Below are 26,497 nucleotides of genomic sequence, written 5' to 3'. Positions count from 1 at the left end.
GACGTTTCATTAAGCATTCCCCTTATAAATCCCCGGTACCCCTCACATTTAATTCCTTATCAAACAAACAATTACTGGGAATATTACGTAGATGTTGATATATGACCGACTGAAATGAAACTGTAATATTATTAATGCTTAATTTGACAAAATTTGATGTTATAATGTGTCTGTGCTCAAGTAAGAGCGATTCCTGTCAGAATTCAGTGGAAATTGTCGAAAAAGCTGTAATTACATAAAGATAATTCAAGCAAATTAGGTGGTTTTAAAATGATAGAAATGATAGATGTGAAAAAGACATACCCAAATGGCGTCATTGCCATTAATGGGATCAACGTAAAAATCAAGCCAGGCGAATTCGTATATGTGGTAGGACCCAGCGGTGCCGGTAAATCGACCTTCATCAAGATGATGTACAGGGAAGAAAAGCCGACTAGTGGTAATATCTTGGTCAATGGACTTAGCCTGCCAAGTATCCGCAATTCGAAAGTTCCTCTATTCCGCCGCAATATCGGTATGGTTTTCCAGGATTTTAAACTCCTTCAAACATTCACAGCATATGAAAATGTGGCATTTGCCATGGAAGTCATCGAAAAGGAACCGGAAGAGATCAAAAAGAGAGTCATGGAAGTCCTTGATCTGGTTGGCATCAAGCATAAAGCAAGAATGCTGCCTTCGGAATTATCTGGTGGGGAACAGCAAAGGGTAGCGATTGCCAGGTCGATCGTCAATGATCCCAAGGTGGTCATCGCGGATGAGCCTACAGGGAACCTTGATCCTGAAACATCGTGGGAAATCATGAACATATTTGAAGAAATTAATAAACGCGGAACGACACTAGTAATGGCCACCCATAATAGGGACATCGTCAACAATATCAAACGACGTGTCATTGCCATTGAAAGTGGAAAAATCGTTCGCGATGAACATCGAGGTGATTACGGATATGAAATTTAGAACATTGCTCCGTCACTTCCGTGAAAGTTTTAAAAATATTGGCCGTAATGGATGGATGACGTTCGCTTCAGTAAGTGCAGTAACGGTAACTCTAACATTGGTAGGCGTCTTTTTAGTACTCATGATGAATTTGAATCATATCGCGGGAAATGTGGAGAAGGATGTCGAAGTTCGCGCACATATAGATAATGCAGCGAATCAAAACGATATAAAAGCAATCGGAAAAAAAATTACGGAGATGGATGGCATTGAATCAGTCATTTTCTCCCCAAAAGATGAAGAGCTTACGAATTTGATAGATGATCTAGGTGATAATGGCGAAGCTTTTAAACCATTTGAACAGGACAACCCGTTAAGGGACGTTTATATCATCAAAACGAAATCTCCGCAAGATGTCATCAAGGTGGCAAAAAAGATCGAAGGCTTTGATTATATCCAAAGCGTCAAATATGGCCAAGGATACGTCGAGAAGCTATTCAGCTTCGTGAATATTGCGAGAAACATAGGGATCGTCCTCATTGTAGGTTTACTATTCACTGCAATGTTCCTGATTTCAAATACGATCAAAATCACAATTGTAGCTAGAAGAAAAGAAATCGAGATCATGAGATTGGTAGGGGCAACGAACACATTCATTCGCTGGCCATTCTTCCTCGAGGGGCTTTGGCTGGGAATACTCGGCGCAATCGTGCCGATAGGCCTGATTTCCGTACTCTATTACAATCTTTATAAATATGCAGCACCGCAGATTACGTTCAAGTTCGTTGAGCTTCTTCCTGCAAACCCATTTATTTATCAAGTATCGGCAATCCTCATCGTGATAGGTGCCGTCATCGGGATATGGGGCAGCTTGATGTCCGTCAGGAAATTCTTGAAAGTATAAAAGTTGCTCCTTTTATTAAAAAAGAGCTTGGTATAGATAGAGAGACGTTGCAAGGCAATTGATGTGACGGGATTGAAAGGGGATATGAAACGTTGAAAAAAAATATCATTGCCATGAATGCTTCCATCATGATTGGTTTAGGAAGCCTTCTGGCAGTACCATCCGTTCATGCTGAGTCCATATCGGATCTGGAAAAGCAGAAAGAATCGATTCAGGAAAAACGTTCAGGTGTTGAATCGAACATTTCAGACACGGAGAAGAAAATCGATAACCTTCAGGATAAGCAAATGACTGCAGAAGAACAAATCGATGCAATCGAAGCGAAAATTGCAGAATCCACCAAAAAAATCGATGCTAAAAATGCTGAAATTACACAAACGAAAGACGAAATCGAAGCATTGAAAAAAGAGATTAAAGTGTTGAAGGAACGGATCGCCAAACGTAATGAAGTATTGAAGGAGAGGGCACTTTCTTTCCAGGAAACCGGCGGGGATGTCAACTACCTTGAAGTGCTATTCGGATCATCAAGTTTTGGAGATTTAGTGGACCGTGTCGGAGCTGTAGCAACGATCGCTGAGGCCGACCGGGATATTCTGAAGCAGCATGAACTTGATAAAAAAGATCTTGAAGAAAAACAAAATGCTGTTGAAACGAAGCTTGCTAGTTTGGAAGTGGCAAAAGCTGAACTATTGGAAATCCAAAAGCAGCAAAAACAGCAAAAGCAGGAAAAGGACGCTTTAGTCAAGCAACTGAAGGAACAAACTAAAAAGCATGAAGACGAGAAGATGGGCTTAGAGGAAGAAAAGGCGAACCTTTCCGCTCAGGAAAAAGCCATCAAATCAGCCATCAGCCTAGAACATCAACGTCTTGCGGAATTGGAAGCCGCCCGTAAAAAAGCGGCAGCCGAAGCAAAAAAACGTGCAGAGCAGGAAGCGGCACAAGCAGCTGCAAAAGCAGCTGCAAAAGCAGCATCACAAGCGTCGGAATCCAAGCAACAATCTTCTCCGGCACCTAGCGCAAAAAGCAGTTCAGCGCCAGCTCCTTCGTCCCATGTAAGTGAAGTCCCTGCGGTATCATCGGGTACATTCACAAGACCGAGTGCAGGATATGTATCTTCGACAATGGGTGAACGCTGGAATAAACAGCATGCCGGCATTGATATTGCTGCTAGTGGAACGGTTCCGGTTGTAGCGGCAGCCGACGGGGTCGTAAGCCGTTCTTACCACTCCAGTACATACGGAAACGTCGTCTTCGTTACCCATTCAATCGGCGGGCAGCAATGGACTACGGTTTATGCACATTTACGCTCTAGACAAGTAAGTGAGGGCGCTGTGGTTGCCAAAGGCCAACAAGTGGGCATCATGGGGAACACAGGCCATTCATTTGGACAGCATTTACACTTCGAGCTGCATAAAGGTGCATGGAATTATAGCAAATCGAATGCTGTCAATCCATTAAACTATATACCTAATTAATACCCCATATTATTGCAGTAAAACAGACCAGGATAAATTCCTGGTCTGTTTTTTTATGTTCATTCACCAACCCCTCAGGGAATATTCTTGCCCGGCGCCACATATAGTGGAATACATATCAGGTCAGAAATGGGGATAAATATGGTCAAAAAATGGGTTCTTCCGCTAGCCATCATCATATCACTAGCCATTGGAGCAGTGGGGGGCATATATTGGACAAACCTCCCGGATAAACAGGAAACAAACCCTGAAAGCCCAGCCGTATCCAAGGATAAGGAATGGGCAAAAGTGGAGCAAGCTTATGGCTTGATCGTCAGTGAGTATGTCGAGCAGGTGGATGGCTCCCGTTTGGTGGAAGGGGCGATCCAGGGCATGCTATCATCTTTGAAAGATCCTTATTCCGTTTATATGGACAAGGAGACCGCCAAGCAATTCAATGAAACCCTGGATTCCTCTTTCGAAGGGATAGGGACTGAAATCGGAATGGAAGATGGCAAGGTCATAATCGTTTCTCCTTACAAGGATTCGCCAGCCGAAAAGGCGGGCTTGAAGCCGAAAGACCAAATCCTTAAGGTGAATGGAGAGAGTGTCGAGGGCTTGGATCTGTATGAAACACGCCTGAAAATTCGGGGCGAAAAGGGCTCACCCGTCAAAATGGAAGTAAAGCGAGCGGGGGTTTCCAATCCGCTTGAGTTCAAAATGGTGCGTGCTGAAATACCGCTGGATACCGTATTTTCATCCGTTAAAGAAGTGGGCGGGGAACAGATTGGCTACATCGAGTTAACCACTTTCTCGGAAAATACGGCGGCAGATTTCAAAAAGCAGATGAAGCAGTTAGAAAAGAAAGGGATTAAAGGCTTGGTCATAGATGTACGCGGCAATCCAGGCGGCCTTCTTTCAAGTGTGGAAACGATTCTTGGAGAGTTCATTACAAAAGAAAAACCGTTTTTGCAAATAGCCGAACGAACGGGCGAAAGGCAATCGTTTTTTACAACCCTCAAGAAAGCGAAAGATTATCCCATTGCAGTCTTGACGGATAAAGGGAGCGCCTCTGCCTCGGAAATCCTAGCTGGAGCGATGCAGGAGGCGGGTGGCTATCCATTGATCGGGGAGAAGACCTTCGGGAAAGGGACCGTGCAGCAGGCTGTACCGATGGGGGATGGCAGTAAGATTAAACTCACACTGTATAAGTGGCTGACGCCTTCAGGGAACTGGATCCATAAAAAAGGGATCGAACCGACGATCAAGGTGAAGCAGCCGGAATACTTTAATGCCCATCAGCTTGCGGTCGAAGGGGTGTTCGAGCGCGACATGAACGATGAACAAATCCAATATGCCCAAAGCATTCTGAAGGGACTTGGGTTTGAAACGGGACGCGAAGACGGCTATTATGATTGGAATACGGAAATTGCCGTAAAAGCCTTTCAAAAGCAGTATGACCTGAAAGTGACAGGAAAGCTGGATGCGAAAACCGCAGCCCATTTGGAAAGTGCGATTCTGGAAAAAATCCAAGATGAAGACAATGATATTCAGTTAAGAACGGCTTTGAACTATCTCGTGAAATGATAAAAGGAGGTGCCGCCCCTGAAGCGGTGCCTTTTCTTTGTTTGGTGCCAGCTTATTTCCGCATCATGAAAAGAATGCAGAACAAACTTGCGATAAAGCTACTTTTTCTGCATCTTGATAGGCATGGAGGTTACATTTTTGATAGAATAGGAGGTAACTGACAAGCACGAATTGCACAACTATTTAATTACCCATTGAGGATGGTGGAAAGAAATTGACAACGGATTGGCTGATTGCATGCATGATGGGATTAGGAAAGCTATTCCTTCATCCTTTGCTTTATATTTCGATTGCCTATTGTTTATTCATCGGCTATCTTCGCGTTAAACGGGAACGCCATGATTTTAATACGAAGGTCTACAGGATTTCCATGGAAATGCGGTCGTTGTTGCCTCATGGATTGATATGGGGGTTGATTCTTTCATGCTTAACGCTTGCATCAGGAATGACCATTCCATTGGCAGCGATGTTCATCATGGCCGGTGTAACGATTTTGGCTGTACTGACCATGAACAGGAGGGTCATCTCACCCGTATATACAGTGGGAATCACCTTCTTCATCCTTTTCTTTTTATATGATAGGAACATCAAGCTGCCGATATTGCAGGATGCCATGAATCAGCTCGATCGGTCCATCTATCCGACACTTGTTATCTTGATAGGGCTTTTGCTAATTGCTGAAGGATTTTTAATGGTTGGCAACGGCAGCAAAAAGGTCTCCCCACAGCTGCAGGTTTCAAAGAGGGGGCAGCCGATAGGTGTTTACGTTTCACAAAGGATCTGGCTAGTCCCGATGTTCATCATGATACCGGGAGGACATCTTCCGGCGCCCTTCGAATGGTATCCGGTTTTTTCGATCGGGGATATGGCGATATCGCCAATCGTGCTGCCATTTTTAATCGGTTTCAAGCAGAAAGTTCACGGAACGCTTCCAGAGCAGGCAATCAGGGCACATGGGAAAAAGGTCGGAGCTTTAGGAGTGGTGATTACAGGCATGGCCATCATTGGCTACTGGTACCCGGTACTGGCGGTCATAACGGCCGTATTGGCAATGGTTGGACGTGAATTCCTGCACTACTCCCAGAAGGCGATGGATGAAAGGCTTCCTTTTTATTTTTCAAAAAGCAAGCTCGGTGTCCAGATCTTAGGCGTCATCCCTCAGTCCCCTGCTGATAAAATGGGACTAGTCAAAGGCGAGATCATTTCGAAAATCAACGGGGTCATCGTCAGGGAAGAAGAAGAGCTATACAGGGCGCTCCAAATCAACAGAGCCCATTGCAAGCTCGAGGTCATCGATAATAATGAACAGATTCGATTCGTGCAAAGAGCGTTATTTGATGGCGAGCATTATGAATTGGGCATCCTGTTCGTTGACGATCAACTGAAGGAAAGAGGACAAGCGGGTTAACGGCAAACCCGGCAAACCTGACCGTCCACAGGTAAAATAGGACAGGATGGACTCTTTGAAAATAAAGTTTAACAACTTGAAGGAGATGCTGTCTGTATTTTGCAGGCGGCATTTTTTTTAGGTTCCAACGAAGGGTGAGAGACTGTCGCTTAGGAAATGCGCGTATACGTGAGACCCCAGAGACGAAAGCGCCGAGGAAGTTTTCGGACCGCCTTTGGGTAAGCGAGCGCCTGTAGTGGAAAGAAGCGGTCTAAGTATAAACCTCCAAAACTGGGAGCAAGCAGAATCTGATCATATGGAGTGAAGAGCAATGGAACGGATAAAGTCCGATCCTGCAAAACCGTGGGTAATCGGAAAACAAAAGCACCCTACAGGATAGACTTTTCAAAATGTCTATTCTATAGGGTGCTTTTTTAGCTAGTTTTGCTGGATCGTAATCCTTACTTTTCTAGCATGATTTTTTCTAGATCGTCCAACATTTTATTAGCGGCAATGACTCCACCCGCTGTATTCCATGTTGCATCACTTACTTCGTGGGCATTACCTTTTTTGACTGCATCAAGGTTTTTCCAAAGCGGATCGTTTGTCCACTCTTTTGCAGTGCTAAGAGCTTGTTTGTCTCCTTCAGGAGCGTAAGTGAAGTAGAAGAGGATATCTCCGTCCATTTTAGGAATGACCTCTTTGCCTACCTCGATCGCAAGGTTGCCAAGTTTATTATCAGCAGTGAAAAGTTCCTTCTGTTGTTCTGCACGTTTGAAGCCTAATTGATCAAAAATCACTCCAGAGAATGAATCCGTATAATAAATGCGTGTAGTCCCAGCCATGAAACGGACGATGGAAACTTCTTGATTTACCTTGTCACCCAATTTAGCTTTAAGATCTTCAACGTGCTTATCGAATTGTGCAATGACGTCATTTCCTTTATCTTCAAGGTTGACGGCTTTTGCGTAAAGCTTAAAGTTTTCTTTCCAATCTCCTCTAAGCGTTTCCGAAAAGACGGTCGGGGCGATTGCACTTAATTTATCATAAATCGCTTCTTGGCGGATCTTGCTGCCGATGATCAAGTCTGGTTTAAGTGATGCGATTTTCTCTAAGTTCACTTCATGTTCCACACCGACTACTTCGACCCCATCCATATCAGCTTTAATATGGTCATACCAAGGGTCGCCAAGCCAAGATTGTACGGCACCAACAGGTTTGATTCCTAAAGCGAGTAATGCCTCAGTACCTTCATTCGTCAAAACGACTACTCTTTTTGGCGCTTTTTTCAAATCAGTCGAACCCATTGCGTGCTCGATTGTATAGCTTGTATCCTCTTTTTTATCAGCAGTGTCAGTTCCTGACTTCTTATCTCCCGAGTTTCCGCACGCTGCAAGCAGGAAGACTGCGAATATTGTAAAAATTGTGAATAATGACTTGATCCTGAACATTTATGTATCCCTCCCAATAATAAGCAAATGATAATCATTCGCACTTAACAGCCTCATCATAAAATGAATATACTTTTCTGTCAATATATAATTGAAAATGATTATCAAAATCGTTGACATGATTCCGATGACGCCAGTACAATTAAGTAAACTAGTAAATAAACATGATTGGATAGGTAACTGGATATGTTATTGAAAAATACATGGCAGAAATGGATGGGGCTATTCATTACCATACTTTTGCTGCTTTTTTTAGTGTGCTCAAGCATTGTATACGGTTATACGAATACTACATGGCACATGGCCATTGATGCTTTCACCCATTTCGATGGGTCGAACGAACATATCGTGATCCAATCTGTCAGACTTCCGCGTGCCTTGATCGCTTCGGCGATAGGTGCAAGTTTGGCTATTTCAGGGGTGCTGATGCAAACATTGACTAAAAACCCTCTCGCTTCACCGGATATATTCGGAGTCAACGCCGGCGCGGGCTTGGCGGTAGTCACGGGCATCACCATTTTTGGGGTAAGCAATCTCCAAATATTCACCTGGTTATCTTTCATCGGGGCCGCAATCGCGGCAACAAGTATATATATGATAGGAAGCATGGGACGGGGCGGTTTGACACCGATGAAGCTGACTTTGGCTGGAGCAGCGATGTCCGCGATGGTAGCTTCACTGACGCAAGGTCTCCTGGTTTCCAATGAGGCACTATTGGATCAAGTTTTGTTCTGGCTTGCCGGATCGGTTTCCGGCCGGAGTCTTGATAATTTAGTTGCGGTCCTTCCTTACCTTATCGTTGGATGGGGACTGGCCTTGATCGTTTCCGGAAAAATGAATGTGTTATCCATGGGTGAAGATGTGGCAAAAGGTCTCGGATTGAATGTCGTTATTCTAAAATCGGTCCTGGGGCTGGCAATCATCCTGCTCGCCGGTGGATCCGTTGCGGTGGCGGGACCGATAGGGTTCATAGGAATTGTCGTCCCTCATCTTACCCGTTATATAGTAGGAACCGATCATCGCTGGCTGATTCCATTTTCCGGACTACTCGGGGCGGTGCTTTTACTTGCAGCCGATATCCTCTCCAGGTATATCCTGATGCCCAGGGAAGTTCCCGTCGGAGTCATGACGGCGATCATTGGCACCCCATTCTTTATTTACATAGCTAGAAAGGGGTTCGGCAGCCGATGAAGTCATATAAGAGCTTTCGTTTATTTAATGAAAAAATATCATTCTTAATGGATAAAAAAGCGATGATCATTGTTTTCATATTATTTTTGGTCACTTCCTCAGTATTTGTACTCAGCACTGGATTGGGTGAAATGAATATCCATCCATGGAATGTCCTGCAGGTCTTATTCGGAGGGGGAACGGATGGTGATCGCCTGATCATCCAATCCTTTCGACTACCGAGAATCATCGTTGCCCTTTTGGTAGGGATGGGTCTTGCAGTAGCGGGAGGGATTCTTCAGGGGATGATCCGAAATCCGCTTGCCTCACCCGATATCCTGGGAATCACAGGAGGGGCGACAGTGGCTGTCGTTGGCTTCATGGCTGTTTTTAGCGATAAGAATCATTCTTTGACGGTGAGCATCAATTGGCTGCCGTTAGCTGCCTTCATCGGCGCCACAATCGTAGCATTGCTCGTGTATGCTTTAGCCTGGAAAAATGGCGTTCCCCCGATAAGGCTTGTGTTGATCGGAATCGGGATAATGGCTTTAATGAAGGCGCTCACGACGATGATGATGATTCTAGGCCCGGTCTATCAAGCTAGCCAGGCAAACCTCTGGATTACGGGATCCGTTTCCAACTCTACATGGAATAATATCGCCATACTGGCGCCATGGACGTTTCTGTTTCTGCTGATTGCCTTTCTGTATGCGAGGAATATAAATTTACAGGAGCTTGGTGATGACCTGGCGACGGGTCTTGGCGGGCATGTTCAAAAACAGCGGTTCATATTATTGATGATCAGTACGGCCTTGATTGGCGGTGCCACGGCTTTTGCTGGAGGAATAGGCTTTGTCGGATTAATGGCACCCCACATGGCAAGAAGGCTGGTAGGATCGAGCTTTGGCGTACTGTTGCCCGCATCGGCCTTGCTTGGCGGCATCCTTGTCATGATAGCGGATTTGATTGGACGCACCTTGTTCTCCCCGCTGGAAATACCAGCCGGTGTCTTTACGGCAAGCATAGGGGCCCCATATTTCATATATTTACTTTATCGAACGAGAAATGCGTAAAAAAAGAAGCAGCCGATCAACTAAACTGTACACTATGTAAAGGACATGAAAAAAAGATGATCCCTGTATGGAACGGGATCATCTTTTTTTTATCCCGCTGGCCTCTATACTTATTCCTGCAGTACATTCAGTGTACAAAAAAAGACCCTGAAGGGCAGCCACTTATTTAAGTGTCTACTCTTCAGGGTACAATTCATTAAGCTTCTTTAGCTGCCTCGATGTCGAGGGTAAGAGTGATCTGATCGCCAATAAGGACGCCGCCCGTTTCCAATGCTGCGTTATAAGTTAAACCATAATCACTGCGTTTAACTTTTCCTTTTCCGCTAAATCCTGCTTTTTCATTTCCCCACGGATCTTTTCCTTGGCCTTCAAAGGTGATCGCAAAGGTTTCTTCTTTAGTCATTCCATTAAGGGTTACATTTCCAGTTACATCGTATTCGTCGTCATCCGTTTTCACGATTTTCGTTGACTTGAATGTTAATGTTGGATTATTTTCTACATGGAAGAAGTCAGCAGACCGCAGGTGATTATCTCTGTCTGCATTACGGGTGTCAATGCTGGCTACATCTACGGTGAAATCGATTTCTGCAGTAGTCAGATCAGTTGGGTCCGCTGAAATGTTTGCGCTGAATTTATTGAAGCTGCCTTTAACTTTAGCGATCATCATATGTTTTACGGAAAATTCAATCGTACTGTGTGTCGGGTCGATCGTCCAATTCGTGTTTGTCATGATTATTCCTCCTAAAAATTAATCTTGAAATTATTTATCTTTAATTTGAGATATTTGAACTTAATGTAATTATAAGAGGTAATGAAGAGGGTGTCAACCGAAATCTTTTCCTGTATTTTGAAAACAAGGGAAATCCCTGTGAATCAAGGTGCGGGGGCTTTCCTTGTGATGCCCTTAAAATTAAATGAAAGTTTCTAGAGTTAAATGAAGGGAATAGGGGAAAGTAAAGAGATATTATGGTTTATATTAACAAAGGAGGGATTTTTTTGTCTAATAAATCCAAAAAAACAAATGACCATTCCAAAGAAACATTGACGAACAGGCAAGGCCACCCTGTAACGAATAACCAGAGCCTTCGAACGGTGGGGAACAGGGGGCCAAGTACACTGGAAAACTACGATTTCCTGGAAAAGATCAGCCATTTCGATAGGGAGAGAATTCCTGAACGGGTCGTGCATGCCCGCGGTGCAGGTGCCCATGGCTATTTTGTTCCGACTGGTAAAGCAGGGGACGAGCCGATATCAAAATATACGAGGGCGAAGGTGTTTCAGGTGGAAGGCAAAAAAACACCGGTATTCGTAAGGTTTTCATCTGTTATCCATGGCGGGACATCCCCGGAAACGTTACGTGATCCGAGGGGGTTTGCCGTGAAATTTTATACGGAAGATGGGAACTGGGATCTTGTCGGGAATAATCTGAAAATCTTTTTTATCCGTGATGCGATGAAATTCCCGGATTTGATCCATGCCTTCAAACCGGATCCGGTCACGAACATTCAAGATGGGCGTAGGATTTTCGATTTTTGCTCGAGTTCTCCGGAAACCTTTCATATGGTCACGTTTTTATTTTCCCCTTGGGGCATTCCAGCCAATTATCGCATGATGCAAGGTTCAGGCGTCAATACGTACAAATGGGTGAATGAAGAAGGGAAAGCCGTACTCGTCAAATATCACTGGGAGCCGAAGCAGGGCATCAAGAATTTGACCCAGAAGGAAGCCAATGAAATTCAAGCAACGAATTTCAATCATGCCACACAGGATCTATATGAAGCAATCGAACGGGGGGAGTTTCCCGAATGGGATCTGAATGTACAGATCATGAGTGATGATGATCACCCTGAGTTGGACTTCGATCCGCTCGATGATACAAAGATTTGGCCAAAGGATGAATTCCCATGGCTGCATGTCGGCACGATGGTATTGGATAGAAATCCGCAGGACTATTTCACTGAAGTCGAACAGGCTGCATTCGGTACGGGCGTCTTGGTGGATGGCCTTGACTTTTCGGATGACAAGATGCTTCAGGGGCGTACCTTCTCATACTCCGATACACAACGCCACCGTGTGGGGGCGAATTACCTGCAATTGCCGATCAATGCTCCAAAGAAGCCAACGGCCACGAATCAGACTGGCGGACAAATGCAATATGAAGTGGGCAGAGGCAACCAAAGCCCCCACATAAACTATGAACCATCAACCGTAGGAGGCTTGAAAGAAGCTGAGCAAACGGGTAAGGAGTATACCCCTTTCGTAGAAGGGAAATTGGTTCGTGAGACAATCGATCGCCAAAGCAATACGAAACAGGCTGGTGAAACGTACCGTGAATTCGAAGATTGGGAAAGGGACGAATTGATCGCCAATTTGGTATCGGCTTTGGCACCGGCAGACCGGCGCATCCAAGAAAAAATGATCGCCCTCGCAAAAGAGGCCGATGAAGATTATGGCCGCAGACTTGAAGCGGGACTGGATTCCGCTTCCGAACATACGGAATCCTCCAAACCGATGGGAGGGACGGATGACCCAGGGGACGCTGCCAGAGAAGGACATGAAGCGGATCCATATTGATCGTGAAAGAAGCGAACTTCCTTTTTGGGGGTTTGCTTCCTTTTCGTTATGGAGATAATTTTAAAGTGGTTCAAATGTTCTTTTACCGGTCATCGGAAATCAAGCAGGAAATAGATTGGCAAAAAACTTCATAATCATTTAAACTGAAATTACTCTATTTTTCTCTTACAAAGGAGATGAAAAAATGATTAAAATTCTTTCTGCCCTTTTCCTTCCTTGTCTACTTGTCATGCTTTTTTCAAGGGTCACCTACAACAATGTCGTCGGTCTTGTGTTGACGGTTGCCTTGATAACAGCATCTGCATATAAAGGTTATACACATACGAACTTATTGATCATCGTTGATGCATTATCCCTGACAGTTGGATTCTGGCTATCGAAACGAATGATGAAACGAACATCCAAGAGCGCCTGACACCAGAGGTGCTTTTTTTGTACTCGGCTTGTCTTCACATATGAAGCGACAAAGGATATTAACTTAAAAATAGAATGCGTGTTCGCTTATTGCTGGTTTGTTTTGAGCTTGTTGTGGTAGAATGTGTATATATACTTTCTTAAACCGGAATAAATAGAAGGGATAGGAACATATCCCGTTTTTCATATAAAAATATTTCAATAGGAGGCTATGCTTGGTGAAGGATAAGTTTGAGTTAGTCTCAAAATACTCTCCTCAAGGAGATCAACCTGCAGCAATTGAAATGCTTGTCGATGGCATCAAAGAAGGAAAGGACATGCAGACATTATTGGGGGCGACGGGAACAGGGAAAACGTTCACCGTTTCCAATGTCATTCAGCAAATCAATAAACCGACGCTTGTCATTGCCCACAATAAAACGTTGGCAGGGCAGCTTTACAGTGAGTTCAAAGAGTTTTTCCCCAACAATGCCGTTGAGTACTTCGTAAGCTATTATGATTACTATCAGCCAGAGGCCTATGTCCCATCCACCGATACTTTCATCGAAAAAGATGCAAGCATCAATGATGAGATCGATAAACTTCGCCACTCGGCCACTTCGTCTTTGTTCGAAAGGAAAGATGTCATCATCATTGCCAGTGTATCCTGCATTTATGGGCTCGGCTCCCCGGAAGAATACCGGGAGATGGTCGTTTCTCTCAGAACAGGCATGGAAATGGACCGGAATGCCCTGCTGCACAGGCTCGTGGACATTCAATATGAACGGAATGACATAGCTTTCCAGCGCGGGACCTTCCGCGTACGCGGCGACGTGGTCGAAATTTTCCCGGCCTCCCGCGATGAACATTGCGTACGAGTCGAGTTTTTCGGAGATGAGATTGACCGGATCCGGGAAGTCGATGCACTGACCGGTGAAATTACCGGTGAGCGCGAACATATTGCCATTTTTCCTGCTTCCCATTTCGTAACCCGCGAAGAGAAAATGAAAGTCGCGATACAGAATATCGAGCTGGAATTGGAAGAACGCCTGAAGGAATTAAGGGAAGATGAAAAGCTCCTTGAAGCGCAGCGTTTGGAGCAACGGACCCGTTATGATCTGGAAATGATGCGGGAAATGGGCTTTTGTTCAGGGATCGAGAACTATTCCCGCCATTTGACGCTCCGTCCGGCAGGTGCGACGCCATATACGTTAATCGATTATTTTCCGGAGGACTTCCTGTTGGTCGTTGATGAGTCCCACGTGACCCTTTCACAAATCAGGGGCATGTTCAATGGGGACCAGGCACGGAAGCAGGTGCTTGTCGATCATGGCTTCCGCCTCCCGTCCGCGAAGGATAACCGTCCGCTAAGATTTGAGGAATTCGAGAAAAAGGTCCATCAATCGATATTCGTTTCCGCGACACCGGGACCATATGAGCTCGAGCATACACCTGAAATGGTCGAGCAAATCATCCGTCCTACCGGTTTGCTTGACCCAACCATCGAGGTTCGTCCAATTGAAGGGCAAATAGATGACATGATCGGTGAAATCCAGGAACGTGTCAAAAAGAATGAACGTGTCCTGATCACCACTTTAACGAAAAAGATGTCCGAAGACTTGACGGATTATTTAAAGGAAATCGGCATCAAGGTTCAATACCTTCATTCGGAAGTGAAGACCTTAGAAAGAATAGAAATCATCCGCGAGCTGCGAATGGGTAAATATGATGTACTCGTCGGAATCAACCTCTTGAGGGAAGGATTGGATATACCGGAAGTGTCGTTAGTGACCATCCTCGATGCCGATAAAGAAGGATTCCTTCGCTCGGAGCGGTCGCTCATCCAAACGATGGGCCGTGCTGCACGTAATGCCAACGGGCATGTCATCATGTATGCGGACCGCATCACGAATTCGATGGAGCTTGCCATCAATGAAACGAAGCGGCGCCGTGAAATTCAGGAGCAATATAATGAAGTGCACGGAATCCTGCCGCAGACCATTCAAAAGGATATCCGTGACTCCATCAGGGCTACACATGTGGCGGAAGAAGGGGAAGAGTACAAAGAAGATCTTGCGCCAAGCTTTGCGAAGCTCCCGAAAAAAGAGCGCCTAAAAGTGATGGAAAGCATGGAAAAAGAAATGAAGGAAGCAGCAAAGGCGCTGGACTTCGAGCGTGCTGCCGAGCTGCGTGATTTATTACTAGAGTTAAAAGCGGAAGGGTGACGAAACATGGCAATGGATAAGATTGTGATCAAAGGCGCAAGGGCCAACAATTTAAAGAATATTGATATCACGATACCGAGGGACAAACTAGTCGTCCTTACTGGATTATCTGGATCTGGAAAGTCTTCCTTGGCCTTTGATACGATTTATGCTGAAGGGCAAAGACGTTATGTGGAATCATTGTCCGCTTATGCGCGTCAATTTTTAGGTCAGGTGGATAAACCGGATGTCGATGCGATTGAAGGGTTATCACCTGCCATTTCCATAGACCAGAAAACGACCAGTCGCAATCCCCGATCAACCGTAGGGACCGTTACGGAAATCTATGATTATTTAAGGCTGTTATATGCACGTGTCGGCAGGCCTACCTGTCCGATCCACAATATAGAAATCAGCTCCCAAACGATTGAGCAAATGGTGGACCGCATCCTTGATTATCCTGAGCGCACCAAGCTTCAAGTATTGGCCCCGCTAGTCTCTGGCAGGAAAGGGACACATGCGAAGGTCTTGGAGGAAGTCAAGAAACAAGGATATGTCCGCATTCGTGTGAATGGGGAAATGCATGATTTAAGTGATGAAATCGTACTGGAAAAAAATAAAAAGCATTCGATCGAAGTGATCATCGACCGGATCGTCATTAAAGAGGGCGTTAGGGCCAGGCTTGCCGATTCATTGGAAAGTGCGTTGAAGCTTGGTGAAGGCAAGGTCATCATTGACGTCATGGGTGAGGAAGAACTGCTGTTCAGTGAGAATCATGCTTGCCCATATTGCGGGTTTTCGATTGAGGAATTGGAACCAAGGATGTTCTCCTTCAATAGCCCGTTTGGCGCCTGCCCTGATTGTGATGGTTTAGGGGCAAGGCTTGAAGTGGACCGGGACCTGGTCATCCCGGATAAGGATTTAACCTTGCACCAACATGCCATTGCCCCATGGGAACCGACAAGCTCACAATATTATCCTCAGCTGCTTGAGGCGGTAGCCAACCATTATGGAATCGATATGGATGTGCCCGTTAAAGAATTGCCTGAGGATAATATGGATAAGATTTTAAATGGCTCAGGCAAAGACAAGATTTATTTCCGCTATAAGAATGATTTTGGAAGAGTGCAAGAAGGATATATTACCTTTGAGGGCATCTTAAGAAACATCGAGAGGCGTTTCAAGGAGACGAGCTCGGATTATATCCGTGAGCAAATGCAAAAATACATGTCAGAGCACCACTGTCCAACCTGTAAGGGCCATCGTTTGAAAAAGGAAAGCCTGGCCGTGCTCATCCAAGGGGTCCATATAAGTCAAACGACCGCTTTATCGGTTGAAGATGCCTTGATATTTTTCGATGAGCTTGATTTGACGGAAAAAGAGGCCGCGATCGCCAGGCTGATTTTACGGGAAATTCGCGAGCGGCTCGGGTTTTTGGCTAATGTTGGTTTGGAATATTTGACGTTGAGCAGGGCTGCCGGGACATTATCAGGCGGTGAAGCGCAGCGTATCAGATTGGCAACGCAGATCGGTTCCCGATTGACGGGAGTGCTGTACATTCTGGATGAGCCTTCTATCGGACTCCACCAGCGGGATAACGACCGCTTGATCGAAACGTTGAAAAATATGCGTGAAATCGGAAACACCTTGATCGTTGTCGAGCACGATGAAGATACGATGCTTGCTGCCGATTATTTGATTGATGTCGGACCTGGGGCAGGGGCCCATGGAGGGGAAATCGTGGCCGCCGGAACTCCGGAGGAAGTCATGAACAATCCTGACTCGTTGACGGGTCAATATTTGGCAGGGAAGAAATTCATCCCCTTGCCATTGGAGCGCCGAAAAAACGACGGCCGTGTCATCGAAATAAAAGGTGCCAAGGAAAATAACCTGAAGAATGTGAATGTGAAGTTCCCGCTTGGCGTCTTTACCGCCGTGACTGGAGTTTCTGGTTCGGGTAAGAGTACATTAGTGAATGAGATCCTTCATAAGTCATTGGCCCAAAAGCTGAATCGTGCAAAAGCCAGACCAGGGGACTTTCGTGAAATCAAGGGGATTGAGCATTTGGATAAGGTCATTGATATCGACCAGTCCCCGATTGGAAGGACCCCGCGTTCAAATCCAGCCACGTATACAGGCGTATTTGATGATGTTCGTGATGTTTTTGCGACAACGAACGAAGCGAAAATCCGCGGTTATAAAAAAGGCCGTTTCAGTTTCAATGTGAAGGGTGGCCGCTGTGAAGCCTGCCGCGGCGATGGCATCATCAAGATCGAAATGCATTTCCTTCCGGATGTCTATGTTCCATGTGAAGTCTGCCATGGAAAACGGTATAACCGGGAAACGCTTGAAGTGAAATATAAAGGGAAAAACATTTCAGATATCCTTGATATGACAGTGGAGGAAGGCGTCAGCTTCTTTGAAAATATCCCGAAAATCAAACGGAAGCTCCAAACGATATTTGATGTGGGCTTGGGTTATATTAAGCTTGGACAGCCAGCCACGACATTATCAGGCGGTGAAGCACAAAGGGTGAAGCTTGCTTCTGAATTGCATCGCCGTTCGACCGGACGCTCCTTCTATATCCTGGATGAACCGACTACCGGGCTCCATGTCCATGACATTGCAAGGCTGCTTGAGGTGCTGCAGCGCCTGGTTGACAACGGCGATACCGTTTTAGTGATTGAGCATAACCTTGATGTCATCAAAACGGCGGACCATATCATTGACCTGGGACCGGAAGGCGGGGACAAGGGCGGAACGATTGTCACCTATGGTACACCTGAGAAAATATGTGAGGTTTCCGAATCATACACGGGCAAATATTTAAAGCCAGTATTGACGCGTGACCAAATCCGCATGGAAAACTTGATCGAAGCAAAAGAACAAGAGCATGAACATGCATGAAAGGGAGCGAGCCATTAGGCTTGCTCCCCTTTGGTTTTGGGAAGAATCGGCCCAAGGTCAACGTCGCCATGATCTTCGCGTTTTCCTGCAGGCTGCCTGTTATTTTGTAGAAAAATGAAAGTTAGCATTTAATCAATCATTTGATTAAATGCTGGGAAAGCAGAATATTTCCGGGGGAATATCATATTTTCCGTTTCGGAGAATGTCAGTTCACTTTGTCGAATGATGGTAAAAACAGGATTTATGAAACTTTTTAGATATCTAGGCGTATGTATGAATAAAATGATAGAAGAAAGTGAGGAATGTTCATGCAGGAGGAAAGAAAGAAGATTCTAGAAATGATTCAGGATGGAAAGCTATCCGCGGACGAAGCCATGGGCCTATTGGAAGAATTGGAGAAAGCCAGTCAGGAAAGTGAAGCAAAAGGGCAGGTACTGCAAAATGAATTATCGACTGTAGTCGTGGAAAAGAAAAGTGAAGGAAGCACTCAGGATACGTTTAAGAAGAATATCCAGTCATCGAAAGATAAGATTCTTGATTTCGTTGAGAGTGCTTTTAAGAAAATAAAAGATACCGACCTTGATTTCAACTTCGGCAAATCAGTGGAAGTCAGCCATATTTTTCAGCATGATTATGATTTCCTGAACGAAGTGGATGTCGATATAGCAAATGGAAGAATAAAAATCGCGACTTGGGATCAGCAGGATGTCCGGGTTGAATGTCAGGCAAAGGTATACCGGGTGGAAGATATCGAAGCTGCGAGAAAAAGTTTCCTGGATGAAGTGGATTTTTCGATTAAGGATGGAAAGATCACATTCAAGGTCAGCGAAAAAGCGGTGAAGGTCGATACGATGATGTATATCCCCAGGAAGGAGTATGAGGACATACAGGTAAGAATGTTCAATGGTGCCATCACGACTGAGTCCTTGAAATCAGAGAACCTTAAAGCCAAAACCGCGAATGGAGCGATTCATATCCTGCAAGGTAATGGTGATTCGTGTGTACTGGAAACCGGTAACGGGACGATCACCATATCAGATACGAACTTTACTGACCTGGAAGCGGAGACTTTAAACGGCGCGATTAAAGCTGATGGATACTTCAAGAAATTGGATGTCCAAACATTCAATGGCGAAATCGTTTGTCATAATTCAGGAATGGATTGCGATTCCATACATGCGAAGTCAATTACTGGAAAGGTCCAGCTGAACCTGCCGCCGGGTAAGGCGATTGAAGGAGAGCTGAAATCCAATTTGGGCAGTTTTAACGTGACCCTGGAAGGGATGACCATCATCGAGGAGAAAAGTGATGTTGTCCAAAAGGTTCTTAAGTTCAAGACGGTTAAAGAAGAGGTTCCTTTGCTTCACGTGTTTGCAGAAACAAAAACTGCAGCGATCACGGTTTCCTGATGAAAAGCCCGCCAATTCGAATTGGCGGGCTTTTTAGATCGAGATGGGGACTCTGGGGATCGGGTTGAAATAAGGTTGCACCGTGCCGGACCGTTGGATATGATTGTCTAAAGGATCGTTGCCAGTGATAGTAAAGTGACCACTCTTGCATCTGCAAGAGCAACTTAAAATCTATAAAAAGCCTGCGGACTCTGGTGATTCTTACTGACCGATGCGGCAGGGCGTATAAGATTTTTTTAGAAAGGAGAGAAGGATATGGACGTTTTTTCTGAGTATTTGGACAATATCGCTAACCCAGAGCATAGGGTGCGAACGGAAGAGGTTTTGGCTTGGGTAAGTGGGACATTCCCAAACTTAACCCCGAAGATTGCGTGGAATCAGCCTATGTTCACCGATCATGGCACATATATTATCGGCTTTAGCGTAGCTAAACATCATCTGGCAGTAGCCCCTGAAACGGCAGGGATTAATCATTTTTCCAATGAAATTGTAGAGGCTGGCTATGATCATACAAAGCAGTTGGTACGTATCCGGTGGGATGGTCCGGTTGATTTTGCATTACTAGAGAAAATGATCGAGTTTAACATTATGGATAAGGCAGACTGTTCAACTTTTTGGCGGAAATGAAACACCTCCTCGGTTCGGTCGCTTTAATCGTACCCAACCATATCTAGTCATTTTATCAGGATACCCACACATTCCGTTCAGGCTTTTTTCAGAATGTGTGGCTCTTTTCTATTGTTTCATCGTTTTATTCAAACCGTATTCCAGACCGGCACTTTGAATCATCCCGTACGCTTGCGGGCCTTTTTCGTTTGAAAGTTAAGTGAAACAAAAAAAACGTTAAATAAGATCATGCTTTGTTTGGTTATTAACAGAAAAATGCTAAAATAGTAAAAGTATCTCGAAAAACAGCATCGCTCCAGAAGGAGGAAAGATATATGGCAAAAGTCCGTACAAAGGATATCGTTGAAGCGTTGGGTCTAGAGCTCATCAGTGGGGAAGAAGGAATTAACCGACCGATCGTCACAAGTGATTTATCTCGTCCAGGTCTTGAAATAGCCGGTTTTTTTGATTATTATCCTGCCGATCGGGTCCAGCTTTTAGGAATGACGGAGATGTCCTTTTTTAATCGCCTGAATGAAGCGGATCGTGTACAGAGAATGGAAGAGCTGTGCAGGGACTTTACTCCAGGCATCATCATCACCCGCGGTCAGGAAGTGCCGCAGGAGTTGATTGAAGCTTCTGAGCGGGAATCGGTTCCCGTAATGAAATCGAATATGAAGACAACACGGTTATACAGCCGTCTGACCAATTTTCTTGAAAGCAAGTTGGCACCGACCACGGCCGTTCATGGTGTATTGGTCGATATATATGGCTTAGGTGTTTTGATTACCGGGAAAAGCGGTGTGGGGAAAAGTGAGACGGCCCTGGAATTAGTGAAACGGGGGCATCGCCTCGTCGCTGACGATTGTGTTGAAATCCGCCAGGAAGACCAGGATACATTGGTCGGGAACGCCCCGGATTTAATTGAACACCTTCTTGAAATAAGAGGCTTGGGAATCATCAATGTCATGACGCTGTTTGGGGCTGGCGCAGTCCGCAGCAATAAGAAGATATCAATCGTCATCAGCTTGGAGCTATGGGAAAAAAACAAGCAATATGATCGTGTAGGCCTTGATGAAGAAAAAATGAAGATCATCGATACGGAAGTTACGAAAATAACCGTACCTGTTCGTCCAGGTCGAAATTTAGCCGTCATCATTGAAGTGGCAGCCATGAATTATCGCCTGAAGAAGATGGGGGTCAATGCGGCAGAACAATTTTCGGATCGCTTGAATCATGCGATTGCCGATCCGGAACTTGAAGAATTTTAAACGGTATGGAAAAGAGGGGTCATAATGGAACAAGGAATACAGCCGCTGAATCCGATTGCGATCGATCTTGGACCGATCCAGGTTCACTGGTATGGACTGATCATCGGGTTCGGTGTGTTATTGGGACTTATCATTGCTTTGAGGGAATCGGAGCGAAGAGGTCTTGATAAGGAAATCTTTACGGATTTGATTTTGTTTGCCGTCCCGGTCGCCATCATCTGTGCCCGCATTTATTATGTCATTTTCCAGTGGGAGTACTATTCACAAAACCCAGGGGATATCATAAAAATATGGAATGGCGGAATTGCCATTCACGGTGCACTAATTGGATCGGTGCTGACCACTATCGTTTTTGCCAAGGTGAAGAAGGTCTCGTTTTGGAAGCTGGTCGATATTGCCGCTCCGAGCCTATTGCTGGGGCAGGCGATTGGGCGCTGGGGTAATTTCATGAATCAAGAGGCCCATGGCGGAGAGGTAACGAGGTCCTTCCTGGAAAATATGCACTTGCCGGAATTCATCATTAATCAAATGTACATAAATGGTACGTATTATCACCCGACCTTTTTGTATGAATCGCTTTGGAATATCATCGGGGTCATCATCCTTTTAAGTCTGCGAAAAGTGAACTTGCGCAGGGGAGAGCTCTTTTTGACCTATGTATTATGGTATTCAGTCGGCCGTTTTTTCATCGAAAGCTTGCGGACGGATAGCTTGATGCTGACGGAGTCACTGCGAATCGCACAAGTGATCTCCATCGCTTTGGTAGCTGCAGCCTTAGCCCTTATCATTTATCGAAGGGTAAGCGGGAAAGCCGACAAAAGATATATGGATGCATAGGGATCAACAGTAAGGGGAGAGGACATAGTGATAGGGAATTCGGTTAAAAAGGGGCTTCTTTCTGGCTTGAATACAACCTGGTCGTTGGGCAAGGTGATATTTCCGGTCACGCTGATCGTCACCGTGCTTCAATTTACGCCTGTATTGCCGTGGATCATCGGGGTGATAGCGCCCCTGATGAATCTCATCGGTCTTCCAGGGGACGCTGCGATACCGCTCGTATTAGGGAATTTCCTGAACCTATATGCTGCGATTGCCGGTATCTTGACGCTCGATCTGACCGTGAAAGAAGTATTCATCATCGCGATGATGCTATCATTTTCACATAATTTATTGATTGAATCAGGCGTGGCGATGAAAACCGGAGTCAAGCTGTGGATCATCCTGACAGTCCGGATCGGGCTTGCTCTCTTGTCAGCTATCGTCATTAACCTTGTTTGGCATGGCGGATCAGAAATGGCTCAAGGGATGGCCATCGGGGAAACGGCCGAGGTTAACGGAATGGGCGCAATCCTTATTCACGGCGTCGTTCAGGCACTTTCCGGCATCGCCCAGCTTGCGTTCATCGTGATTCCGCTTATGGTCGTGGTTCAAATCATGAAAGATTTAAAATGGCTGGAAGCCTTCTCGAAAGCACTCGCTCCGTTCATGAAAGTGCTGGGCATGAAGCAGAATGCTTCCATGCCATTCGTTACAGGGCTTACCCTCGGCTTGGCATATGGGGCAGGCGTAATGATCCAAGCAGCGAAAGAAGACAACGTCTCGAAGAAGGATATGACCATTGCCTTCATCTTTTTAGTGGCCTGTCATGCTGTCGTTGAAGACACATTAATTTTCATCCCACTGGGCATTCCGGTCTTGCCGTTGTTAGTTATTCGGTTGCTCACCGCCATCGTTCTAACGATGGTCGTTGCGTATATTTGGAATCGGTCTGACAGTGTACAGAGAAAGGAAGCTGTATATGAGCAGTAACATAAATACATTATTATTCGATCTTGACGGCACTTTGATCAATACAAATGAGTTGATCATTGCATCTTTTACTGAAACGTTAAACCATTTTTGTCCCGGTCAGTTCAAGCGGGAGGATATCATTCCATTTATCGGTCCGACCTTGACCGATACGTTTACGTCGATTGACCCGGAGCGGGTGAAGGAAATGATCGCTTTCTATCGCGAACATAACTGGAAGAACCATGATGCCCTCGTGACACAGTTTGACGGAGTCTATGAAACCGTCCAAACGTTGAAGCAGGCCGGCTATAAATTGGCGGTCGTTACGACGAAGAAACGCGATGTCGTCGAAAAGGGACTGCGACTAAGCAATCTTGATCAGTTTTTTGAAGTCGTGGTCACGCTGGATGATGTGGAAAACGCAAAGCCTGATCCAGAGCCACTAGTAAAGGCGCTCAATCAGCTTGGCTCTGTTCCTGAAGAAGCGATCATGGTTGGCGACAGCTATCATGATATCCTGGGCGGGAAGAATGCAGGTACAAAAACGGCAGGAGTGGCCTGGTCGATTAAAGGCCGGGAGTATCTGGAGAGTCATCAACCGGATTATATGCTTGAAAATATGGCTGATCTCCTGAATATCGTCGAGATTGAAAACCTCACGGAGGCTAAAAGATGAGACGCACGACCCGCCATCCAGTTGAAGGGGCTAACTCATTATGGCATGTGTACAAGACGGTTCCCTTCTGGAAGGTGGTAAAGAACTTTATCGTGATCCAGCTAGCCCGTTATACACCATTTCTAGGCATGAAGAATTGGCTTTACAGGACATTTTTGCAAATGAAGGTCGGAAAGCATACTTCCTTTGCCTTGATGGTCATGCCTGATGTGATGTTTCCGGAGAAAATATCAGTGGGTAAGAATACAGTCATTGGTTACAATACGACGATCCTTGCCCATGAATATTTAATTAGGGAATATCGTCTGGGAGAAGTGATTATTGGGGATGAAGTGCTCATTGGGGCCAATTCGACCATTCTTCCGGGCCTGACCATTGGTGATGGGGCGATTGTCTCGGCAGGAACTCTTGTCCATAAGGATGTCCCGGAGGGGGCTTTCGTCGGAGGCAATCCAATGAAGGTCATTTATACGAAAGAGGAAATGCTTGAGCGTGATCAGCTAACGTCCATATGAAAAGGGAGGACTTGTCCATAAATGCGGCACGTCCTTTTTTTAATTGCATTTAGGGTACAGCGGAGTCAATTCGTTCTTCAGGTGATCCATGATCTCATCGATCGATGCATTCTCCTTGTTCACTGTCGCTTCATAAGTATCTTTCAAAATTTGAAAAAACCTTTCTTGTTGCTCTTTATCCATATTGAGCTAACCCCTTTCAACATAATGGATTGATGGAGAAGGGGCTGAAAAAACTTCAGCCCCTTCTTTCATTCATTCAATTCAGTTTTCAATAAATCGGCCACCAATACGTATCTTTCCGGTGCACTACCAATATATGAAAATGGGTAGCAGGTTGTTACTGTAAGTGTGGCTTTAGGCTTCGGAACGATTACGGTCCGGTCATCAGCATCGACGATACGGACCTTCCGAACTTTATAGGTAAACGTGCCGGCTTCCGTTTTGGTAATCAGCAAGTCTCCTTTGCCGACTTCACCCAGCTCCCGGAAAATGGTATCCCGATGACCGGATAAAACCGAATTATCGTCTTCGCCGGGCAAAACCGAACCTGCATAATGACCGACGCCCTTTTCGAGTTCATCCTCATCGGTTCCATGGTAAATCGGGAGCGTTGCCTTGATTTTTGGGATGTAAAGCTCTCCCATCAGATCCCCTGTTTCCGGCCGTTGCTCATATAGCTCATGATCATCGGGGACAGCAGCTTTTTTCTCCGGCTTTGAGGGCTTGGCCTGCGCCTGCACCTGCGCCATTGTCTCCGTTGCTTCGGGCTTATTCCACTTATATATCGCATAACCCTTAAGCAGTGTGTAGGTGTTTGTCGTTGTAAAATAAAAACCGAGGATTAAAAAGCAAGCAGCAGTGACAAGTAACCATTTTTTCTTTTGCGTGGATGGCCTATTTTGGGTCATTTTACTTTGCAAGTCTCGCTTTTCTGATCAATCCGAAAGCAATGCCCATCATCACTAAGCCGATCAACGATCCCAATAGGTAATTGCCGGCTGTCTTAGGAAGCACTCCGCCTTTTTCCGTTTTATGGGTCGGTCGCTTCTTTTTCTTATCTTTTTTTACATCATTTTTTTCTTTTACATCAGCCACTTTAGAAATGACTTGAGTGGACTGCTTAATGTCATTCCCGGTTTCCTTCACTAAATCGGAACCGATCATCTCACCTGTCAAAATGAAATCGAGCAATAGATTGCCTTTTAAATCATAAATGGAAACTAGTAAACTGGCATTATTCAAATCTTTAAGCTTGAATAACGCTTCAAGTGATAGGTTCGAAGTGACGCCGTTCTGGATCAAGGCGAACTTGAATTGAACCTGAAGCAGGCTTTGCAAATCATTATAAATGGAAAGCAATTCTGCCACTTGCCCAGCCGACAATTGATCGATCGTTTCAAAATCAGCCAGCTTGTCCATTCGGTCGGATATCGCCATCAAGCGATCCTCGAATGTTGGATCCTCGACGAGTGGCATAAGGTGATTCATGAATCTTTCAAGCTCCTCATCCGTAAGCCCGATCTCAGTAAAAAGTCCAGACAGTAAATCGTCCAGTTCTTCATCATCGTATTCCATGTCTTCGTCATCATAACCCATCTCTAAATCGATAATGTCTTCTATATCATAAATGAAATGGAAGGTATCGATGATGGAATCTCCTTCTTCCAATTCACCATACTCCATCAATAATTCCGTCAATTCCGCTTCTGTCATGTCATAATCCTTCAATAACTGCTTCAATGTCTCAGGAGTGACTGTCGGTCCCAATGTATCGCGTAACTCATCTACCGATTCCATCTCCTTCAAGGTCAAGTCATAATAGGCTAAGTAATCTTCCAATTCCTTTTGTGTCATTCTAACTTCCGCCAGGTATGCATTAAGCTCTTCCTGGTTCATTTTCGTTGCAGCGAAGCCTTTAGCTCCGATTGAGCCTACCGAAAAAAGAACGATAAGTGCTACAAATAACGAAAAAAATCTCTTCAATTTCTTTTCCCCCCAATAATTTCTAGTAAAGCCAAACTCCTAACCATTATAAAGCAGCTAAACCAAAAGGTATACATTAATAACAATGATTGACTGCAAATAGGAGGTTAGGAGTGGGTGGAAGGTCTGTTTTTTTCGCATGCTCCTGCGATGATCTTTAAGGTGATAGAAAGGGAAACGATAGCTTTTTCTTGACGGAAGGT

Annotated in this window: 23 protein-coding genes; 18 read left to right on the top strand and 5 right to left on the bottom strand. The window is 45.1% G+C overall.

The genetic code is table 11. From position 1 onward, the window contains the following. Positions 1-270 precede the first annotated feature (270 nt). The 5 genes from ftsE to MHI53_RS23585 all read left to right on the top strand — a co-directional run bounded on the left by ftsE (position 271) and on the right by MHI53_RS23585 (position 6,289). A complete protein-coding gene (gene ftsE / locus MHI53_RS23605) occupies positions 271-957 on the top strand; it encodes a cell division ATP-binding protein FtsE (protein ID WP_061141190.1) in 687 nt (228 codons plus the stop codon). After that, positions 947-1,840 (top strand): permease-like cell division protein FtsX, encoded by an 894-nt coding sequence (ftsX, locus tag MHI53_RS23600; protein WP_061141189.1) that lies wholly within the window; start codon positions 947-949, stop codon positions 1,838-1,840. Before ftsE ends, ftsX begins: the two co-directional genes overlap by 11 nt. A gap of 92 nt (positions 1,841-1,932) precedes the next feature. Continuing rightward, on the top strand, positions 1,933-3,315 hold the full coding sequence (locus MHI53_RS23595; RefSeq protein ID WP_340372435.1) for a peptidoglycan DD-metalloendopeptidase family protein: 1,383 nt from the start codon (positions 1,933-1,935) through the stop codon (positions 3,313-3,315). 141 nt (positions 3,316-3,456) lie between these two features. Continuing rightward, positions 3,457-4,881, top strand: a complete 1,425-nt coding sequence (locus MHI53_RS23590; protein ID WP_340372434.1) for a S41 family peptidase — start codon at positions 3,457-3,459, stop codon at positions 4,879-4,881. 214 nt (positions 4,882-5,095) lie between these two features. Next, the gene (locus MHI53_RS23585) at positions 5,096-6,289 is read left to right on the top strand and encodes a PDZ domain-containing protein (protein ID WP_340372433.1); all 1,194 of its coding nucleotides are present in this window, start codon (positions 5,096-5,098) and stop codon (positions 6,287-6,289) included. A gap of 440 nt (positions 6,290-6,729) precedes the next feature. Here MHI53_RS23585 and MHI53_RS23580 read toward each other — a convergent pair whose 3' ends face one another. Next, complete coding sequence (locus MHI53_RS23580; RefSeq protein ID WP_061141185.1) at positions 6,730-7,719, bottom strand: iron-siderophore ABC transporter substrate-binding protein; 990 nt, start codon at positions 7,717-7,719, stop codon at positions 6,730-6,732. 186 nt (positions 7,720-7,905) lie between these two features. Between MHI53_RS23580 and MHI53_RS23575 the strand changes: the two genes are divergently transcribed. Further along, complete coding sequence (locus MHI53_RS23575) at positions 7,906-8,910, top strand: iron ABC transporter permease (RefSeq protein ID WP_340372432.1); 1,005 nt, start codon at positions 7,906-7,908, stop codon at positions 8,908-8,910. Next, positions 8,907-9,962 carry an iron ABC transporter permease gene (locus MHI53_RS23570; RefSeq protein WP_061141183.1) on the top strand — a complete coding sequence of 352 codons (1,056 nt, stop codon included), beginning with the start codon at positions 8,907-8,909 and terminating at the stop codon, positions 9,960-9,962. Before MHI53_RS23575 ends, MHI53_RS23570 begins: the two co-directional genes overlap by 4 nt. Positions 9,963-10,158: 196 nt before the next feature. On the opposite strand, the gene MHI53_RS23565 is transcribed toward MHI53_RS23570, so the two are convergent. Then, positions 10,159-10,692, bottom strand: a complete 534-nt coding sequence (locus MHI53_RS23565; RefSeq protein ID WP_061141182.1) for a YceI family protein — start codon at positions 10,690-10,692, stop codon at positions 10,159-10,161. A gap of 266 nt (positions 10,693-10,958) precedes the next feature. On the opposite strand from MHI53_RS23565, the gene MHI53_RS23560 reads away from it, so the two are divergent. The 11 genes from MHI53_RS23560 to MHI53_RS23510 all read left to right on the top strand — a co-directional run bounded on the left by MHI53_RS23560 (position 10,959) and on the right by MHI53_RS23510 (position 24,308). Further along, positions 10,959-12,536, top strand: a complete 1,578-nt coding sequence (locus MHI53_RS23560) for a catalase (protein WP_340372431.1) — start codon at positions 10,959-10,961, stop codon at positions 12,534-12,536. A 184-nt stretch (positions 12,537-12,720) separates the two neighbouring features. Then, a complete protein-coding gene (locus MHI53_RS23555; RefSeq protein WP_034309928.1) occupies positions 12,721-12,951 on the top strand; it encodes a CsbA family protein in 231 nt (76 codons plus the stop codon). Between the two features lie 217 nt (positions 12,952-13,168). Continuing rightward, positions 13,169-15,154, top strand: a complete 1,986-nt coding sequence (uvrB, locus tag MHI53_RS23550) for an excinuclease ABC subunit UvrB (protein ID WP_340372430.1) — start codon at positions 13,169-13,171, stop codon at positions 15,152-15,154. Between the two features lie 6 nt (positions 15,155-15,160). Next, the gene (gene uvrA / locus MHI53_RS23545) at positions 15,161-18,040 is read left to right on the top strand and encodes an excinuclease ABC subunit UvrA (protein WP_340372429.1); all 2,880 of its coding nucleotides are present in this window, start codon (positions 15,161-15,163) and stop codon (positions 18,038-18,040) included. Between the two features lie 308 nt (positions 18,041-18,348). Then, on the top strand, positions 18,349-19,449 hold the full coding sequence (locus MHI53_RS23540) for a DUF4097 domain-containing protein (RefSeq protein ID WP_340372428.1): 1,101 nt from the start codon (positions 18,349-18,351) through the stop codon (positions 19,447-19,449). A gap of 255 nt (positions 19,450-19,704) precedes the next feature. Next, positions 19,705-20,076, top strand: coding sequence for an iron chaperone (locus MHI53_RS23535; RefSeq protein WP_340372427.1), 372 nt, complete (start codon positions 19,705-19,707; stop codon positions 20,074-20,076). Positions 20,077-20,390: 314 nt separating this feature from the next. Then, a complete protein-coding gene (gene hprK, locus MHI53_RS23530; RefSeq protein WP_061141178.1) occupies positions 20,391-21,326 on the top strand; it encodes an HPr(Ser) kinase/phosphatase in 936 nt (311 codons plus the stop codon). Between the two features lie 24 nt (positions 21,327-21,350). Beyond that, the gene (gene lgt, locus MHI53_RS23525; RefSeq protein ID WP_061141177.1) at positions 21,351-22,163 is read left to right on the top strand and encodes a prolipoprotein diacylglyceryl transferase; all 813 of its coding nucleotides are present in this window, start codon (positions 21,351-21,353) and stop codon (positions 22,161-22,163) included. Positions 22,164-22,190: 27 nt separating this feature from the next. After that, a complete protein-coding gene (locus tag MHI53_RS23520) occupies positions 22,191-23,135 on the top strand; it encodes a nucleoside recognition domain-containing protein (RefSeq protein ID WP_340372426.1) in 945 nt (314 codons plus the stop codon). Further along, positions 23,125-23,793 carry a pyrophosphatase PpaX gene (gene ppaX / locus MHI53_RS23515; RefSeq protein WP_340372425.1) on the top strand — a complete coding sequence of 223 codons (669 nt, stop codon included), beginning with the start codon at positions 23,125-23,127 and terminating at the stop codon, positions 23,791-23,793. Before MHI53_RS23520 ends, ppaX begins: the two co-directional genes overlap by 11 nt. Further along, a complete protein-coding gene (locus MHI53_RS23510; protein WP_061141174.1) occupies positions 23,790-24,308 on the top strand; it encodes an acyltransferase in 519 nt (172 codons plus the stop codon). Before ppaX ends, MHI53_RS23510 begins: the two co-directional genes overlap by 4 nt. A 39-nt stretch (positions 24,309-24,347) precedes the next feature. Here the strand turns inward: MHI53_RS23510 and MHI53_RS23505 are convergent, their stop codons facing one another. From MHI53_RS23505 to MHI53_RS23495, 3 genes are all read right to left on the bottom strand, one after another. Continuing rightward, the gene (locus MHI53_RS23505) at positions 24,348-24,491 is read right to left on the bottom strand and encodes a hypothetical protein (protein ID WP_155645394.1); all 144 of its coding nucleotides are present in this window, start codon (positions 24,489-24,491) and stop codon (positions 24,348-24,350) included. A 68-nt stretch (positions 24,492-24,559) separates the two neighbouring features. Continuing rightward, positions 24,560-25,231, bottom strand: a complete 672-nt coding sequence (locus MHI53_RS23500) for a class D sortase (protein WP_340372424.1) — start codon at positions 25,229-25,231, stop codon at positions 24,560-24,562. Beyond that, the gene (locus MHI53_RS23495; protein ID WP_340372423.1) at positions 25,221-26,294 is read right to left on the bottom strand and encodes a processed acidic surface protein; all 1,074 of its coding nucleotides are present in this window, start codon (positions 26,292-26,294) and stop codon (positions 25,221-25,223) included. Before MHI53_RS23495 ends, MHI53_RS23500 begins: the two co-directional genes overlap by 11 nt. Between the last annotated feature and the right edge of the window lie 203 nt (positions 26,295-26,497).

The organism is Peribacillus sp. FSL E2-0218 (assembly GCF_037992945.1).
Classification (GTDB): domain Bacteria; phylum Bacillota; class Bacilli; order Bacillales; family DSM-1321; genus Peribacillus; species Peribacillus simplex_B.
This window is presented reverse-complemented; position numbering and strand designations above follow the sequence as displayed.

Coding starts and splice junctions, on each gene's coding strand:
- MHI53_RS23510 (WP_061141174.1), top strand. CDS start 23,790: ATGAGACGCACGACCCGCCATCCAGTTGAAGGGGCTAACTCATTATGG.
- lgt (WP_061141177.1), top strand. CDS start 21,351: ATGGAACAAGGAATACAGCCGCTGAATCCGATTGCGATCGATCTTGGA.
- ftsX (WP_061141189.1), top strand. CDS start 947: ATGAAATTTAGAACATTGCTCCGTCACTTCCGTGAAAGTTTTAAAAAT.
- MHI53_RS23535 (WP_340372427.1), top strand. CDS start 19,705: ATGGACGTTTTTTCTGAGTATTTGGACAATATCGCTAACCCAGAGCAT.
- ftsE (WP_061141190.1), top strand. CDS start 271: ATGATAGAAATGATAGATGTGAAAAAGACATACCCAAATGGCGTCATT.
- MHI53_RS23575 (WP_340372432.1), top strand. CDS start 7,906: ATGTTATTGAAAAATACATGGCAGAAATGGATGGGGCTATTCATTACC.
- MHI53_RS23555 (WP_034309928.1), top strand. CDS start 12,721: ATGATTAAAATTCTTTCTGCCCTTTTCCTTCCTTGTCTACTTGTCATG.
- MHI53_RS23505 (WP_155645394.1), bottom strand. CDS start 24,491: ATGGATAAAGAGCAACAAGAAAGGTTTTTTCAAATTTTGAAAGATACT.
- MHI53_RS23590 (WP_340372434.1), top strand. CDS start 3,457: ATGGTCAAAAAATGGGTTCTTCCGCTAGCCATCATCATATCACTAGCC.
- hprK (WP_061141178.1), top strand. CDS start 20,391: ATGGCAAAAGTCCGTACAAAGGATATCGTTGAAGCGTTGGGTCTAGAG.
- MHI53_RS23565 (WP_061141182.1), bottom strand. CDS start 10,692: ATGACAAACACGAATTGGACGATCGACCCGACACACAGTACGATTGAA.
- MHI53_RS23570 (WP_061141183.1), top strand. CDS start 8,907: ATGAAGTCATATAAGAGCTTTCGTTTATTTAATGAAAAAATATCATTC.
- ppaX (WP_340372425.1), top strand. CDS start 23,125: ATGAGCAGTAACATAAATACATTATTATTCGATCTTGACGGCACTTTG.
- MHI53_RS23580 (WP_061141185.1), bottom strand. CDS start 7,719: ATGTTCAGGATCAAGTCATTATTCACAATTTTTACAATATTCGCAGTC.
- MHI53_RS23540 (WP_340372428.1), top strand. CDS start 18,349: ATGCAGGAGGAAAGAAAGAAGATTCTAGAAATGATTCAGGATGGAAAG.
- uvrA (WP_340372429.1), top strand. CDS start 15,161: ATGGCAATGGATAAGATTGTGATCAAAGGCGCAAGGGCCAACAATTTA.